Annotated in this window: 9 protein-coding genes and 5 pseudogenes; 11 read left to right on the top strand and 3 right to left on the bottom strand. The window is 65.4% G+C overall.

The window, feature by feature from the left end:
- Positions 1-21: 21 nt before the first annotated feature.
- Positions 22-1244 (bottom strand): annotated as a pseudogene (locus DC31_RS07580) (class I SAM-dependent RNA methyltransferase).
- Between the two features lie 45 nt (positions 1245-1289).
- On the opposite strand from DC31_RS07580, the pseudogene DC31_RS07575 reads away from it, so the two are divergent.
- Together DC31_RS07575 and DC31_RS07570 are read left to right on the top strand one after the other, a co-directional pair.
- Positions 1290-1930: pseudogene (locus DC31_RS07575) on the top strand (Maf family protein).
- A 78-nt stretch (positions 1931-2008) separates the two neighbouring features.
- Positions 2009-3775: an acetyl/propionyl/methylcrotonyl-CoA carboxylase subunit alpha gene (locus DC31_RS07570; protein ID WP_036278908.1), complete on the top strand. Its 1767-nt coding sequence runs from the start codon at positions 2009-2011 to the stop codon at positions 3773-3775.
- Between the two features lie 10 nt (positions 3776-3785).
- On the opposite strand, the gene DC31_RS07565 is transcribed toward DC31_RS07570, so the two are convergent.
- Positions 3786-5225 carry an NAD(P)H-quinone dehydrogenase gene (locus tag DC31_RS07565; RefSeq protein WP_036278659.1) on the bottom strand — a complete coding sequence of 480 codons (1440 nt, stop codon included), beginning with the start codon at positions 5223-5225 and terminating at the stop codon, positions 3786-3788.
- Positions 5226-5282: 57 nt separating this feature from the next.
- Here DC31_RS07565 and DC31_RS07560 point away from each other — a divergent pair.
- The 3 genes and pseudogenes from DC31_RS07560 to DC31_RS07550 all read left to right on the top strand — a co-directional run bounded on the left by DC31_RS07560 (position 5283) and on the right by DC31_RS07550 (position 8091).
- A pseudogene (locus tag DC31_RS07560) lies at positions 5283-6115 on the top strand (purine-nucleoside phosphorylase).
- 2 nt (positions 6116-6117) lie between these two features.
- A pseudogene (locus tag DC31_RS07555) lies at positions 6118-7808 on the top strand (phospho-sugar mutase).
- A gap of 19 nt (positions 7809-7827) precedes the next feature.
- Positions 7828-8091, top strand: coding sequence for an HPr family phosphocarrier protein (locus DC31_RS07550; RefSeq protein ID WP_036278657.1), 264 nt, complete (start codon positions 7828-7830; stop codon positions 8089-8091).
- On the opposite strand, the gene DC31_RS07545 is transcribed toward DC31_RS07550, so the two are convergent.
- A complete protein-coding gene (locus tag DC31_RS07545; RefSeq protein ID WP_036278655.1) occupies positions 8092-10014 on the bottom strand; it encodes a BglG family transcription antiterminator in 1923 nt (640 codons plus the stop codon).
- Between the two features lie 126 nt (positions 10015-10140).
- On the opposite strand from DC31_RS07545, the gene DC31_RS07540 reads away from it, so the two are divergent.
- The 6 genes and pseudogenes from DC31_RS07540 (at position 10141) to DC31_RS07515 (ending at position 15747) form a co-directional block, all read left to right on the top strand.
- Positions 10141-10458, top strand: a complete 318-nt coding sequence (locus tag DC31_RS07540) for a PTS sugar transporter subunit IIB (protein WP_036278652.1) — start codon at positions 10141-10143, stop codon at positions 10456-10458.
- Entirely contained in the window at positions 10455-10739 is a 285-nt protein-coding gene (locus DC31_RS07535; RefSeq protein ID WP_036278651.1) for an HPr family phosphocarrier protein, read from the top strand. Before DC31_RS07540 ends, DC31_RS07535 begins: the two co-directional genes overlap by 4 nt.
- A pseudogene (gene ptsP, locus DC31_RS07530) lies at positions 10736-12450 on the top strand (phosphoenolpyruvate--protein phosphotransferase). Before DC31_RS07535 ends, ptsP begins: the two are co-directional and overlap by 4 nt.
- Positions 12447-14072, top strand: a complete 1626-nt coding sequence (locus DC31_RS07525) for a PTS mannitol transporter subunit IICB (RefSeq protein ID WP_036278649.1) — start codon at positions 12447-12449, stop codon at positions 14070-14072. Before ptsP ends, DC31_RS07525 begins: the two are co-directional and overlap by 4 nt.
- A 59-nt stretch (positions 14073-14131) precedes the next feature.
- Positions 14132-14566 carry a PTS sugar transporter subunit IIA gene (locus DC31_RS07520; RefSeq protein ID WP_036278647.1) on the top strand — a complete coding sequence of 145 codons (435 nt, stop codon included), beginning with the start codon at positions 14132-14134 and terminating at the stop codon, positions 14564-14566.
- Between the two features lie 32 nt (positions 14567-14598).
- Positions 14599-15747, top strand: a complete 1149-nt coding sequence (locus DC31_RS07515; protein WP_036278907.1) for a mannitol-1-phosphate 5-dehydrogenase — start codon at positions 14599-14601, stop codon at positions 15745-15747.
- Positions 15748-15754: the final 7 nt, after the last annotated feature.

The raw sequence follows: 15754 nt of genomic DNA, 5'->3' as shown, positions 1-15754 counted from the left end.
ATTTCAACGGGTGAAGAGAGTTCAGCGGGTGAGCAGAGCGACGACCTCGAAGTGGTGCGAGTTCGGGAACAGGTCGAAGCCCTGCAACGAGGTGGCTTCCCAGCCGAGCCCACGGAAGGTGCCGAGGTCACGGGCCAGCGCCACCGGGTCGCAGGCGACATAGACGATCGCTTGCGGATTCAGCGCGTGCACGCCTTCGACAACCGCGCGCCCCGCACCGGACCGCGGCGGATCAAGTACCACCGTGCCTACCTTCACGTCGCCGGGTCCGTCGGCCAGGTAGCGGTCAACACGTGCTGTGACGGCATGCACGTCAGCGTTGTCGAACATTTCGAGGTTGCGCTGCGCGTGTTCGGTGGCGCGCCCGCTCGACTCGACCGTGACAATGTCTTTCGCACCGAGTTCAGCGAGTGAGGCCGCGAACAGGCCGACGCCGCCGTAAAGGTCAAAGTGCGTAGCATCCGGATCGACGCGACCGGCGAGCGCGGTGTGCACCGCGCCATCAAGCGTCTTCGCAGCGTGAGCGTGTACCTGCCAGAACCCATCGGCGTCGACCTGGAACTTGCGCGTCCCGACCTGCTCGCTGATCACCTGAGGCGCCGGCCGCTTGCCACGCTCGGGGCGAGGGATGACGTGTATCTGGCCGTCTGCGGACTCGACGATGTCGATACGGCCGGGCTTTGCATTCTTGATGGAGAGCGCTTCAGCCGCCACGCGACGACGTGCAAGTGGGTACGACTGCACCGGAATCACGCGGTGACTGCGCGCAGCGAACGGGCCGACGATCCCGTCGTTGTCGACGTGCAGCGAGACGCGCGTGCGCCACCCGGTACCGTCGCCGTCATCGAGGGGCTCAATCTCTGGGGCGGTGAGACCTGCGCCTGCGAACTTGTCGAGAGCCTCGGTAAGAACCTGGCGCTTCAGCGTTCGCTGATGTGCGAGCTCGATGTGCCCGAGGTCGGCGCCACCAGCCCGGTCAGCAGGATCGCGCGAAGGTCGGCTTCTTTCCAGACGTGCGCACGTCGATGCGGAGAAGCCTCAAGAACCTCAACAGTCTCAGCGCGCCAGAACGACCGCTTGTCGTCTGCGCCCGTTGAAGGGTCAGTCACTTGCGCGCGCACTCGCTCGCCCGGGATAGCATCCGAGACGAACACCACACGCCCCTCATGGCGGGCGATGAAGGTGCCGCCGTGGGCGATTCCGGTGATGTCGAGGTCGAGCAGGGGTCCTGCAGAGGAAGTCATACCCTAAGGATCCCACGTACGGCGCACTCGCCCTACTCTGAAGGGATGCAGGTCTGTCTCGCTTCCACCTCACCCGCCCGTCTCATGCTGTTGCGCCAGGCAGGCATTGAGCCTCTGACGATGGCTCCCGAGACTGACGAGGATGCTGTGGCAGCCCAAGCATCCGCCGATCGCGGTGCAGAACTGACTCCGACCGAGCTCGTGCTGCTGCTGGCGCGAGCCAAGGCCTCTGACGTCGCTACTCGCCTCGCCACCGACAATTCTGCCTTCGACGGCTGGTGATCGGCGGCGACTCAATGTTTGCTCTCGACGGTCGGGTCTACGGCAAGCCGTACACCGCTGATGAGGCGACGAGGCGCTGGCGCGAAATGCGCGGGGCTACCGGCATCCTGCACTCCGGGCATTCGGTGTTCCGAATCCAGCCCGGCGCGGAACCGCGCGAAGCTACCGCCGTCGCCGAGGCCGCCGTCACCTTCGCCGCTGACATCAGCGATGACGAGATCGCGGCGTACGTCGCCACCGGTGAACCGCTGCACGTGGCAGGTGCGTTCACCGTCGACAGCCTCGGCGGCGCGTTTATCACCCGCGTCGACGGCGACCCCTCGACCGTCGTCGGTATGTCGCTGTCGACGATCCGAGGCTTGGCCGGCGATCTCGGGGTCACCTGGACAGATTTGTGGTCGTAGACATCACGCCACGTTTTCGAGACTTTCTTGTGGAGAGTCGTCAAAAGGAATTGAATGGATCTCGCTAGGCTGACACTCATGCCTGCTATCGCCAAGGTCCTCATCGCGAACCGCGGCGAGATTGCCGTCCGCATCATTCGCGCCGCTCGTGACTCGGGAATCTCCTCCGTCGCCATCTACGCAGACCAGGATCGCGAGGCCATGCACTCGCGGCTGGCAGATGAGTCCTACGCACTTGACGGCGCAACCAGCGCCGATACCTACCTGCACATCGACAAGATCCTCTCTGTCGCCCGGCGCGCTGGTGCAGATGCGGTGCACCCTGGCTATGGTTTCCTCGCAGAAAACGCGGCCTTCGCCCGCGCTGTGATCGGCGCCGGCATGATCTGGATCGGTCCGTCGCCCGAGGCGATCGAGGCACTCGGCGACAAGGTCACCGCACGTCACGTCGCCGAGAAGGTCGGCGCTCCGCTCGCACCAGGAACCCCCGGCCCCGTCGAGACCGCAGAAGAGGTCGTCGCCTTCGCGAAAGAGGTCGGCCTCCCGATCGCTATCAAGGCAGCGTACGGCGGTGGCGGACGCGGCCTGAAGGTCGCCCGTGAGTTGGACGAGGTTGCCGAGCTCTTCGAATCCGCCACGCGTGAGGCCGTCACGGCGTTTGGCCGCGGCGAGTGCTTCGTGGAGAAGTACCTCGATAAGCCCCGTCACGTTGAGACCCAGTGCCTCGCGGATGCTGATGGCAACGTCGTCGTGATCTCCACCCGCGACTGCTCATTGCAGCGCCGTCACCAGAAGCTCGTAGAAGAGGCCCCGGCGCCGTTCCTCACCGAAGAGCAGAACCGTCAGCTGTACGAGTCGTCCAAAGCCATCCTCAAAGAGGTCGGCTACGTGGGCGCGGGCACCTGCGAGTTCCTCATCGGCGCCGACGGCACCGTGTCGTTCCTCGAGGTGAACACCCGCCTGCAGGTCGAGCATCCGGTCTCCGAAGAGGTCACCGGCATCGACCTGGTGCGCGAGCAGTTCCGCATCGCAGCTGGCGGCACCATCGACTACGACGACCCCACCCCGACCGGGCACTCCATCGAGTTCCGCATCAACGGCGAAGACCCCGGCCGCGGATTCCTCCCCCAGCCCGGTCCCATTCACGTCTTCAAGACGTTCGGAGGGCCCGGCATCCGCTTGGATTCTGGCGTTACCGCTGGCGACGAAGTCTCCGGCGCGTTCGACTCTCTGCTGGCGAAGATCATCGTCACCGGCAAGAACCGCGAAGAAGCACTGGAGCGTGCCCGCCGCGCCCTCGACGAGTTCGAAATCGCTGGTCTACCCACGGTCCTCCCGTTCCACCGCAAGGTCGTCCGCGATGCCGCTTTCACCGCCGAGAATGGCGAGTTCGGCATCTTCACACGGTGGATCGAGACCGAGTTCGACAACGACATCCCGGCGTGGGACGGCGAACTCGAGGCTCCGGTTGCGGCGGCGAGCCGCCACACGGTGGTCGTCGAAGTTGCGGGCAAGCGTCTCGAAGTCAGCCTGCCGGATCGAATCACCGTCGCCGCAGGCGCATCAGGTCGCCCTGCAGTTGTGCCCCCGTCGCGTCGCAGCCATGCCACATCGGTTTCGGCCGGAGCATCCGGTGACGCCGTCAAGTCGCCCATGCAGGCAACCGTCGTCAAGGTCGCTGTGGAAGAGGGCCAGGAGGTCGTCAAGGGCGACCTGGTCGTCGTCCTTGAGGCGATGAAGATGGAGCAGCCCCTCCAGGCTCACAAGGACGGCGTGATCGGCAACATCAATGCCGCAGCCGGCACCACTGTGTCTTCGGGACACCAGCTGCTGACGATCTCCTGACCTATCGAGCTCAGGAGATATTCACCAGGTGCATCGCGCGGCTCGCGTCGGTGATGCTACTCGACAGCGACGGGTAAGCGGCGAACACGCGGGACACCTGGTCGACCGTAAGGCGGCGCTCAACGGCGACGGCGATGGGGTAGATCAGCTCTGACGCCTTGGGAGCGACGATCACTCCCCCGATGACGGTGCCGCTGCCCTTGCGGGCGATGATCTTCACGAAGCCGTCCTTGATGCCCATCATCTTCGCGCGCGGGTTCGCGGCGAGCGGCAGCTTGTAGACGAAACCGTCGGCGGCGCCATCCTCGACATCCTTCTCGCCCCAGCCGACCGTGGCGATCTCTGGCGCGGTGAAGATGTTCGAGGTGACCTTGATCTTCTCCAGCGGAATCACGATGTCGCCCAACGCGTGGAAAACGGCGGTACGACCCTGCATCGAGGCGACGGATGCCAGCGGCATGAAGTTCGTGCAGTCGCCAACCGCGTAGATGTTCGGCACCGAGGCGCGCGCGACCCTGTTCACGCGAACGTGACCGGACTCGGTGAGCTCGACACCGGCCTCTTCGAGACCGATTCCGGCGGTGTTCGGGATAGACCCGACCGCCATCAGGCAGTGGCTGCCCTCGACGGTGCGCCCATCGGAGAGCGTGACGATGACGCCGTCATCCGTGCGCTCGACTTTGTCGGCCCTGGACTTCGACAGCACCGTCATTCCGCCGCGCTTGAAGACCTTCTCGAGCACGTGCGCGGCATCTTTGTCTTCGCCGGGGAGGACCTGGTCACGGCTGGAGATCAGCGTGACCTTCGCGCCGAGGTTCATGTACGCCGATGCGAACTCGGCCCCGGTGACACCGGAGCCGACCACGATCAAGTGCTCGGGAAGCGCCTTCATGTCATACAGCTGCGTCCAGGTGAGGATGCGTTTGCCGTCAGGCTTTGCGCTGTCGAGCTCACGCGGCGAGGCACCAACCGAGACGATGATCGTGTCGGCCTCAACCCGATCGAAGTCAGTGCCGCCAGGTCCGGTCGACACGACGATCGCGTTCGGCCCTTCCAACCGGCCGTGGCCAGACAGAATGCGCACGCCAGATTCCAGCAGAGTGCTGCGCATGTCTTCGGACTGCTGCCCGGCAAGAGCAAGCAGACGCTTGTTGACAGCGGCCAAGTTGATCGCAATCTCGGGCTTGAGCGGTTTGCCGTCCCCACCCTTGGCATAGAACTGCACACCCAGGTCGGTGGCCTCTGAGATCGCCACCGCAGCATCGGCCGTGGCGATAAGGCTCTTTGATGGCACGACGTCGGTCAGCACGGCGGACCCGCCCACTCCGACGCGCTCCACCAGGGTCACTTCGGCGCCGAGCTGGGCGGCGGCAAGTGCTGCTTCGTATCCGCCAGGGCCGCCACCAAGGACGGCAACGTGCTGAGTGCGTTCGAATGGGGTTGAAGACATAATGTCTATTCTTCCGCACTCTCACCCACTTGCAGTCACGTTGCCTAGAGTGGATCCATGACCGACATTCACGACAATCCTCTCGACGCCCCGAACGCAGACCCGTTCGAGGTGGCAGTCCTCGCCGCCGCAGACATCGCGCGGCTGAGCGGCGTGGAGAAGCATGACATCGCCCTCACTCTCGGCAGCGGATGGGGCAAGGCCGCAGACCTCATCGGCGAGACAACGGCGACGATTCCTGCCACCGAGGTCACCGGCTTCTCCAAGCCCGCCCTCGACGGCCACATCGGCACGATTCGCAGCATCCGCACGCCCGCAGGCAAGAACGTTCTCGTCATCGGCGCGCGCACCCACTACTACGAGGGCCACGGCGTTCGTCGGGTCGTCCACAGCGTCCGCACCGCCGCTGCCACAGGGGCAAAGATCATGGTGCTCACCAACGGCGCTGGCGGTATCCGCGAGACTTGGACGCCTGGGCAGCCCGTGCTGATCAGCGACCACCTCAACCTCACCGCCGATTCACCGCTCGAGGGCGCGAACTTCGTCGACCTCACCGACCTGTATTCGCAGCGTCTGCGCGACATCGCTCACACCGTCGACCCTTCGCTTGACGAGGGCATCTACACGCAGTTCCGCGGCCCGCACTACGAGACCCCGGCCGAGGTGCAGATGGCGAAGCACATTGGTGGCCACATCGTGGGCATGTCGACGCGCTCGAAGCGATCGCTGCCCGCGAGGCTGGAATGGAGGTGCTCGGCTTCTCGCTGATCACGAACCTTGCTGCCGGCATCCAGAAGACCCCGCTCAGTCACGGCGAAGTGATCGCGGCTGGTAAGGATGCGGAGCCGGTCATTTCGGCACTGCTGGCACGGGTAGTGGAGGCACTGTGAACATGCCGATGCGCACAGGCGAACAGACTGAGGCCCGGCTCGCCGAGGCACGGGCCTGGCTACGTCAGGACCCGGATGCCGAGACGCGCGACGAGCTTGCCGGCATCGTTACCCGCGCCGCTGCCGGCGACACCGGGGCGCTCGCTGATCTGGATGACCGCTTCGGTGCACGCCTGGCCTTCGGTACCGCTGGCCTTCGAGGTGCACTCGGCGCGGGCAGCAACCGGATGAACCGGGTGCTCATCGCACAGGCCGCCGCAGGGTTTGCTGCATACCTGCGTGAGCGTGTCCATGGCGGTACTCCCACGGTCGTCGTGGGGTACGACGGTCGCCGAAACTCCCGTCGGTTCGCGCTCGATTCGGCCGAGCTGTTTGCTGGTGCAGGACTGCGGGCGATCCTACTGCCCAGGCTGTTGCCGACCCCGGTGCTCGCTTTCGCGGTGCGCCACCTCGGTGCGGATGCCGGTGTCATGGTGACCGCCAGCCACAACCCACCGAACGACAACGGCTACAAGGTGTACCTCGGCGGGGCCGAGAACGGTTCGCAGATCGTCGCGCCCGCCGATGCAGACATTGCCGCACACATCCAGCGCGTGGCGGATGCCGGCAACGTCGCGGCGCTCCCGCGCTCGACCGATTACACCGTGGCCACTGACGACATTGTCGCCGCCTACATTGCCGCGACGGCGGCGGCCGCACCGGCACCGGCCTCCGCTCGAGAACTCACCTGGGTGTACACAGCCATGCATGGCGTCGGCTGGGAGACCTTCTCCAAGGTATTGCGTGCTGCCGGGTATCCGCAGCCGAAGACCGTCACCGAACAGCTGAATCCCGACCCGAGCTTCCGCACCGTCGCGTTCCCCAACCCGGAAGAGCCGGGGGCGATGGATCTCGCATTCGCCACAGCTCGACGTACTCACGCGGACTTCATCATCGCGAACGACCCGGATGCTGATCGCCTGGCTGTCGCGATCCCAGACGAATCCGCCCAGGGCGGCTGGCGTCGTTTCAGCGGCAACGAGATCGGGTTACTGCTCGGCGCCCGCGCCGCGCGCGCCGCCGAGGGAATGCGCGGCGCCGCTCTCGCCTGTTCGCTCGTCTCCTCCCCCGGGCTTGGTGCAATTGCCGCGCACCACGGTCTCGATTTCCACGAGACCCTCACCGGCTTCAAGTGGATCTCCCGCGCACCGGGCCTGATCTACGGATTTGAGGAGGCGCTCGGCTACCTTGTAAACCCCGAAACTGTGCGCGACAAAGACGGCGTCTCCGCCGCGCTCGCCGTTCTCGGTCTTGCCGCTGAAGCACACGAACGCGGTGCGACGCTCGCGACGCTGCTCGAAGAGCTCGGCGCCACGTACGGACACTTCGCCAGCGGGCAAGTCTCGGTTCGCGTCAATGATCTCTCGATCATCGACAAGGTCATGCTGAGCTTGCGCACGCTGCCTCCGGCCCGCATCGGTGACGTCACGGTCGAGTCAGTCGAAGACTCCTGCTGGCAGCCCCAGGGCAGCCGTCAGGTGATGTGCTGCGCTACCGCACCAGCAGCGGAGCGCGTGTCATCGTCAGACCGAGCGGAACCGAGCCGAAGCTCAAGGTCTACATCGACGCGAGCGGCGTCTCGGCCCAGGAGGCAGCCCGCGCCGTGGCGGCGCTTGAGGCGGGTGTGAGGACGATCCTGGACGAGCGCTCGTAAGCGCAGGCCGCATCACATCATGCCCAGTCGACATGTGATCATCCGCGTGCACAATGGTGTGCACGCCAGACCCGTTGCCGAACTTGCGCGACTCGCGCTCGCGCATCCTGCTCCCGTCACGCTCAGGGCCGCCAATGGCACGACGGTCGCGGTGTCCAGTGTGCTCGCCGTCATGGACCTCGGCCTTGCCGAGGGCGAGGAGGTCGTGCTCGATACGCAACCGTCCGCCGACGCGGATCAGGTGCTCGAGGCGATGGCCCGAGTTCTCGATCCGCTCGCGTGATCAGCCGTCGATTACCGCGACCAGTTCGTCAAGGAAGGCCTCGAACGTCGTGCCTCGTCGAACGATCCGTTGGACGCTCTCGCGCTCGCTGAACACCTCAACCAGCTGCTCGAACACGGTCTGGAACGCCGTGCGGTCGCTCTCGCTGAACGCGGCGAGCGCAACCACCTGCACGCGGCCATCTCCCCATGCTACCGAGCCGTCGGCGACGCCGATCGCGATGGCAGTGCGCTGGGCGGTCATCTGCAGGGCATGCGGCACGGCGAGCGCGTCAGTGAACGCTGTGGATGACATGCGCTCCCGCGCAATCGTGTTCTCCACGTAGTCGTCACCGATGAGTCCTGCATCCACCAGTCGTCCGCCCAGCTGACGGATGATCTCTTCGTCACCGGTATCCGGCAGCGGGCGCAGGTAGGCGCCTGCGACGAAGTAGCGCGACAGTTCCTCGCGCAGCCGCTTCAGCCGCCGGGTGCGCCGCAGGCGCGCCGCAGCCAGCGACACGCGCTCAACATCGGCATCCGTGAGGAACGGCTGGATGCGCACGTAGCGGTCATCGCTGGTGCCCGGCTCGATCGTGCTCAACACGAGGTCGGTGCTAAAGCTTTCCCAGTCCGGGTCAACGCTCGTGATGACACTGGTGACCTCAACCGAGGAACCCAACGAACGGTCAACGCTTGAGCGCAGCAGCTCATGCAGTTCGTAATAACCGGGGCACACGATCGTCGCCGTGAGAATCGACTCTGCCTTTCGGCTGCGTTCGAGGCGTCCGCCGATGTGCATCGCGATGTATGCGATCTCGTCGTCGTGCAGAGGCGAACCGAGCCGGTCATGCAGTCCGCTGGCGATCGAGACGGCCACTTCGAAGATCATCGGATACGCCGACTTCAGCGAGCGCGTCAGCGGATTGCGCGTCCACGCCTGCTCCTCGGCACGGCGCAACAGGTTCTGAACGTGCAGTGCCAACCGCAGTATGAACGCCTCATCGACAAGATCGACCTGGTAGTCCGCCGCCGCCTGCACGATTTCGGCACGGACCGCGGCTTCGATGCCAGGATCAACGCTGCTGCGCACCGCGTCCGATCCGGCATCCTGCCCTGGCGCAATTGCACGGGTAAGCACCAGCGTCGCCAGGTGAGCGCTGTCACCATCACCGAGAGTGACGCCGAAGTGCTCGCCGGCGAGCCGGGTGATCACGGCGCCCAGTCGTGGGATCTCCTCCCAGGTTCCGGGCACGGGTGTCTCGAGCGGGCGGCCAGCCGATACTCGGTCGGCTGCGATCGCAATGTGCAGGAGCACGTCGGAGATCGCAAGTTCGTTGACGTAGTACCCGAGGGCCCCGAGCTCACGCACCAGCGCGGTCTTGAAAGGGGCGACGGCATGCGCGGCGACGGCGCTGCCCGTGAGCGCGCGACGGATGCTCTCCGGGTGAAATGAGCCCGCGTCCATCTCGTCGTGGGCGAGCTTGCTCAGCAGTCGCCGCTGCGCGATCTCTGTTCCTCGCAGTCTGACCCGTTCTCGTTCGCGATCGAGGCGCAGGTCCGTTCCGTCGAGGAGGCCGCGCACGCGCGAAAGATCGGCCTCCAGCGTCGCCTCGCTGACGTGCATCTGCTCGGCGGTCTCGTACACGTCGATGCCATCCGGCTCGTCCAGCAGCATCCGCACCACCGTGTGCAGCCTGTCACGCGGGGCGGACTCCCCCGTCACTCGCGTACGCAGTGCTGCGTGCGCGCCGGCTCCCGCCCGATATCCGGCTGGTCCAGACGCGACTGCATCGCCCTCGGGTGTGCGCGTATTCAGCGCTGCGACATACGAGCGGATGCTGCGCGGAGTCACCCCCAGCAGGTCGGCGAGGCTCGCTGCCGTCGCCCACTCATCCTGACGAAGCAGGGTGTGCAGGAGCTGGTCCTGACGCTGACGCGACATGCATCCATGATGTCAGTCCTCGCTACGCGGCGGGCGCTAACGGAAGGTTCCGCAGGGGCGGAAAGGAACCTGGTGGCACCTCTCCCAGCGATTTCCCAGAATGGAGGACAGGAAGAGGTGGCATCAATGAGGATTCTGGTGGTGTGCGGGGCGGGAGCGTCCAGCACATTCGTCGCCCAGCGGCTTCGGCGCGCGGCATCCGCCGCTGGCCTCGACTGGGTTGTTGCCGCCGGCACTGAGTTCACGGTTGCGACAGCGTCCACAGATCTTGTGCTCGTCGGCCCGCACCTCGCTGACCGCGTCGATGCGATGCGCACGAGCACCGATGCCCCCGTCGTAGTGCTTCCCGGTGACATCTTCACTGACCAAGACGGCATCCGCACGCTCTCGATCGCTCAGGCGACAATCTCTGAGTCCCCATCCACTGCGAAAGGAACATCATGACCGCTGTCTCACGGACCGTCCGAATTGGCTCCTCCCACGGGCTGCACGCCCGACCGGCGAAGCTCTTCGCACAGGCCGCCAAGGAGTCCGGCATCTCCGTCACCATCGCGAAGGACTCCGGTAAGCCCGCTAATGCCGCCAGCATTCTCGGCGTCATCGCACTCGCCATCGAACACGGTGACTATGTCACTCTCGCTGCCGAGGGCGACGGTGCCGAGGGCGTGTTGGACACGCTCACCGAGCTGCTGACGACGGACCACGACCAGGACGCTGCCGGATGACTGAGCTACGAGGGGTCGGCATCGGCCGGGGCATCGCCCAGGGCCCGGTCGTCCGCATGGCAGAACCGCTGCCGGCGCCTGAGAACACTCCGAGCACCATCGGTGTCGATGCCGAGCGTGCTCGCGCACGAGAGGCTGTCGCCGCCGTCGCGGCAGAACTCGAGCAGCGTGCGCAGAATGCCGGCGGCTCAGCGCAAGAGGTTCTCGAGGCCCAGGCAATGATCGCCGAAGACCCGACGCTGCAGGATGAGGTCGATGCCCGCATCGACAGCGGCGGCACCGCAGAGTGGGCAGTGCACGACGCATTCGCCGGTTTCCGCGCCACACTCGAAGCTGTCGGGGGCTACCTCGGCGAGCGGGCCGCTGATCTCGACGACATCGCCCAGCGCGTGCTTGCCGAGTTGCGTGGGGTCGCAGCGCCCGGCGTGCCGGACCCAGGGCATCCGTTCGTGCTGGTCGCCCGCGATCTGGCTCCCGCTGACACCGCTCTGCTGAACCTCGAGCAGGTGCTGGCCCTCATCACGACCGACGGAGGTCCGACTTCGCACACCGCGATCCTCGCCAGAGAAAAGGGCATCGTCGCCATCGTCGGCGTCGCTGAGGCAGCACACCTCACCACCGGTGAGACCGTCATCATCGATGCTGCCGCTGGCACCGTGATCACCGATCCCACCGCGCAGGAGAAAGACCGCGCCGAGCAGCGGGCCGCGGCACGGCAGTCTGCCGAAACCGCGCCGCTGACTCCCGGCGCCCTCGCCGATGGCACCCCGATCGCGCTACTCGCAAATCTCGGCAAGCCGGCGGATGCCGCAGACGCGGTCGCTCGTGGAGCCGAGGGCGTCGGGCTCTTCCGCACCGAATTCCTGTTCCTCTCTGCAGCTCAGGCGCCAACCGTTGCCGAGCAGCGTGAGTCGTATCGAGAGCTCCTTGCAGCATTCCCCGGCAAGAAGGTCGTCGTGCGCATGCTTGATGCCGGAGCCGACAAGCCACTCGCGTTCCTCAACGACGCTCACGAAGAGAATCCGGCGCTCGGCCTCCGCGGCCTTCGATCGCTGCGTGCCAGTGAAGACATCCTCCGCGAGCAACTCACTGCTCTCGCAGAGGCGGATGCCACAACCGAGGCGGATCTCTGGGTGATGGCGCCGATGGTGACCACGGTCGAGGAGACGAAGTACTTCACCGACCTTGCGCGCGAGTTCGGCCTGAAGACAGCGGGTGTCATGGTCGAGGTCCCGGCGAGCGCACTGCTCGCCGATCGTGTGCTTGCACACGCGGACTTCGCATCCATCGGCACCAACGACCTGACCCAGTACACGATGGCCGCCGACCGGCTGCTCGGTTCCGTCGCGAGCTTCCAGGATCCGTGGCACCCTGCGGTGCTGCGTCTCGTCGGCGAGGTCGGTGCCGCAGCGCCCGCCTCGGCAAGCCGGTGGGTATCTGCGGTGAGGCTGCCGCAGACCCGCTATTGGCGGCGGTATTGGTCGGCCTCGGTGCCACGAGCCTCTCGATGGCTCCCGCGGCGTTGGCCGATGTTCGACTCGCGCTCACTGAGCGCACCCTCGATGAGGCGAAAGGCCTCGCCGAGGTGGCACTGGCAGCGGATGACGCCGTCAGTGCTCGCAATGCCGTGGCAGAAGCCGTCGCGGTCCTCCCCTCACATCAGAAACCCATAGATCAGAAACCCTCAAATCAGAAAGAGACGACATCATGACGACGACGTCAACCGCCGCCCCGAACAAGGGTGGCCTCAGGGTCGGAGTGCAGAGGTTCGGTACGTTCCTCTCCGGCATGATCATGCCGAACATCGCCGCCTTCATCGCATGGGGCTTCATTACGATGCTCTTCATTCCCGCCGGATTCTTCGGTGCGGAGAGTCCCTTCGGGTGGCATTGGGCGCCCGTCGCCGAGATCATCGGTGGCGGTGGGGATGCCGCAACCATCCAGTGGAACGGAGCCTTGACGGCCCTCGCCGAGGGTGACGGCGGCAACTTCTTTGCCTACGTCGGACTCGTGGGCCCGATGGTGACCTACCTCCTTCCGCTGCTCATCGCGAACATGGGCGGCCGTATGGTCTACGGCGAGCGCGGCGGCGTCGTCGCCACGATCGCCACGATGGGCGTCATCGTCGGTACCAACATCCCGATGTTCCTCGGTGCGATGATCATGGGCCCGCTCGCGGCCTGGATCACCAAGCAGATGGACAAGCTCTGGGATGGCAAGATCAGGGCCGGCTTCGAAATGCTGGTCAACAACTTCTCTGCCGGCATCCTGGGCATGATCCTCGCCGTTGCCGGCTTCTTCACTTTCGGTCCTGTGATGCTCGGTATCAGTGCCGCACTGGGAACGGCTGTCGACTGGCTGGTCTCCCTGCAGTTGCTGCCCATCGTGTCGATCATCGTGGAGCCGGCGAAGGTGCTGTTCTTGAACAACGCCATCAACCACGGTGTGTTCACACCGCTGGGCATCGAGCAGGCGACGACAAATGGCAAGTCGATTCTGTTCCTCATCGAGGCGAACCCTGGCCCCGGCCTCGGCCTGCTGCTGGCGTTCACTTTCTTCGGAGTTGGGGTTGCGAAGGCTTCTGCTCCCGGTGCAGCGATCATCCAGTTCTTCGGTGGCATCCACGAGATCTACTTCCCGTACGCCCTGAGCAAGCCGACGACGATCCTCGCGCTCATTGCAGGTGGCGCCTCTGGTGTGGCCACGAACATGCTGCTCAGTGGTGGACTCGCCTTCCCGGCGGCCCCCGGCAGCATCATCGCCGTTGCGGCAGCCGCTGTCGGCCCCGGTGTTCCCAACCTGCTGGTCGTCTTCCTGTCGGTGCTCATCGCCGCGACGGTGACGTTCCTGATCACCGCGGTCATCCTCCGGGCATCGCACAAGCGCGACCTCGAAGCAGAGTCGGACACGTTCGGCGCAGCAATCGCGCAGACCGAGGCGAACAAGGGCAAGTCCTCTGCCGCGATGGATTCGCTGCGCCGCAGTGGCGGAGCCGACGCGACGGCCACGGGAGCCACCACGGCTGCTGCCACCGCACCGATCCAGAACATCGTGTTCGCGTGTGACGCGGGCATGGGCTCATCGGCGATGGGTGCGAGTGTGCTGCGCAACAAGCTGAAGAAGGCCGGGATTGAAGATATCAAGGTGACCAACCAGGCCATTGCGAACCTCGACGGTACCGCCGACCTGGTGATCACCCAGCAGCAGCTGACAGATCGTGCGAAGGGCAAGTCCCCGAATTCGATTCACGTCTCGGTAGACAATTTCATGAACTCACCCAAGTATGAAGAGGTCGTAGAAATGGTCCGCGAGCAGAAGGAATCCGGCGAGTAATCCGATTCGGTGGGGCGGATGTCATGGCATCCGCCCCACCACCGAAAGAAAGAGACATCATGGGCGTTCTGACAATTGGCCAGGTCCGCATTCACGCAGGCTCCGTCACACGGGATGAGGCACTCCAGGAAGCGACCGATATTCTCGTCGCCGCCGGCGCCGTCACCGAGAACTACGTCGATGCGATGCGTCAGCGTGAGGAGACGGTCTCAACGTTCATGGGCAATGGTCTCGCCATCCCCCACGGCACCAACGAGACGAAGGACGCCATCCTCACCTCCGGCCTCTCGGTCGTGCGCTACGACGGCGGCGTCGACTGGGCAGGCGACCAGGCGAATTTCGTAATCGGCATCGCCGGTCGCGGCGATGAACACCTCGAAATCCTCTCCCAGATCGCCATCCTGTTCTCTGACGAGGATGACGTCGCAAAGCTCGCCGCCGCGCAGACGCCCGACGAGCTTTACGCGCTGCTCTCTGCTGTCAATGAATCATGAGCCGTCAACGAATCATGAGCGGTGAGCGAGCAATGAAAGCCGTGCACTTCGGCGCAGGAAACATCGGCCGCGGGTTCGTGGGGCTGCTCTTACACGAGGGCGGCTACGACCTCGTGTTCTCCGACGTCGCTGACGCGCTTGTCGACGCCATCAACGCCACCGAATCCTACACAGTGCACGAAGCCGGCCCTGGCGGCGTCGATCGCGTTGTCACCGGCTTCCGTGCGGTGAACAGCAAGAACGATCCGGATGCCGTGGCCGAAGAAGTCGCGACCGCCGACGTGGTCACCTGCGCTGTGGGCCCGACCGTGCTGCGGTTCATCGCGCCCGCGATCGTTGCAGGCCTCACACGCCGCTCCCCCGAGCTCGCACCACTCAAGATCATGGCGTGCGAGAACGCAATCGGTGCGACCGATCAGCTGCGCGCCGAGATCGAGAGGCTCGCCGGCCCAGAACTCACCGCGACGGCGGTATTCGCGAACACCGCCGTCGACCGGATCGTGCCCGCCCAGCCAGAAGGCTCCGGCGTCGATGTCACGGTCGAGCCCTACTTCGAGTGGGCCATCGAGTCTGGCCCTTTCGCCGGCGACCTGCCGAACATCCCCGGCGCGCACTTCGTCGACGACCTCGGCCCGTACATCGAACGCAAGCTCTTCACCGTGAACACCGGCCACGCGGCGACCGCGTATTTCGGCGCGCAGGCGGGCATCGAGCGCATCTCTGACGCGCTCGCCGACCCCACAATCGCCGCACGCGTCAGCGCGGCGCTGGAGGAGACTTCGGCGATGCTCACGGCCGTGCACGGTCTGGATCCGGCCGAACTCGCTGAGTATCGCGCCACGATCCTCGACCGTTTCCGCAACCCGGCACTCGTCGACACCGTGCAGCGCGTGGGCCGCCAGCCGTTGCGCAAGCTGTCGCGCAACGAGCGCTTCATCGGACCCGCAGTCAAAGCGGCAGAACACGGCCTGTCGACGAGCGCGCTGATCGCCGCGGTCGCCGCAGCCGTCGCGTTCGATGACCCCACCGACGAGCAGTCCGTCGAGTTGCAGCGAATGCTGCAGACCGAGAACCCGGACGTACTCACGGCGGCGGTCACCGGGCTTGCGCCCGAGCATCCGCTCTTCGCCGCAGTGCACGAGGTATTCGCCGCACGACAGCGGGACCTTCACACGCTCTGAGCTTCGA

It is taken from the genome of Microbacterium sp. CH12i, from assembly GCF_000685355.1.
Taxonomy (GTDB): domain Bacteria; phylum Actinomycetota; class Actinomycetes; order Actinomycetales; family Microbacteriaceae; genus Microbacterium.
The sequence above is the reverse complement of the archived record's forward strand: the minus strand, read 5'-3'. Positions and strand labels throughout refer to the sequence as shown.

Coding starts and splice junctions, on each gene's coding strand:
- DC31_RS07570 (WP_036278908.1), top strand. CDS start 2,009: ATGCCTGCTATCGCCAAGGTCCTCATCGCGAACCGCGGCGAGATTGCC.
- DC31_RS07565 (WP_036278659.1), bottom strand. CDS start 5,225: ATGTCTTCAACCCCATTCGAACGCACTCAGCACGTTGCCGTCCTTGGT.
- DC31_RS07550 (WP_036278657.1), top strand. CDS start 7,828: ATGCCCAGTCGACATGTGATCATCCGCGTGCACAATGGTGTGCACGCC.
- DC31_RS07545 (WP_036278655.1), bottom strand. CDS start 10,014: ATGTCGCGTCAGCGTCAGGACCAGCTCCTGCACACCCTGCTTCGTCAG.
- DC31_RS07540 (WP_036278652.1), top strand. CDS start 10,141: ATGAGGATTCTGGTGGTGTGCGGGGCGGGAGCGTCCAGCACATTCGTC.
- DC31_RS07535 (WP_036278651.1), top strand. CDS start 10,455: ATGACCGCTGTCTCACGGACCGTCCGAATTGGCTCCTCCCACGGGCTG.
- DC31_RS07525 (WP_036278649.1), top strand. CDS start 12,447: ATGACGACGACGTCAACCGCCGCCCCGAACAAGGGTGGCCTCAGGGTC.
- DC31_RS07520 (WP_036278647.1), top strand. CDS start 14,132: ATGGGCGTTCTGACAATTGGCCAGGTCCGCATTCACGCAGGCTCCGTC.
- DC31_RS07515 (WP_036278907.1), top strand. CDS start 14,599: ATGAAAGCCGTGCACTTCGGCGCAGGAAACATCGGCCGCGGGTTCGTG.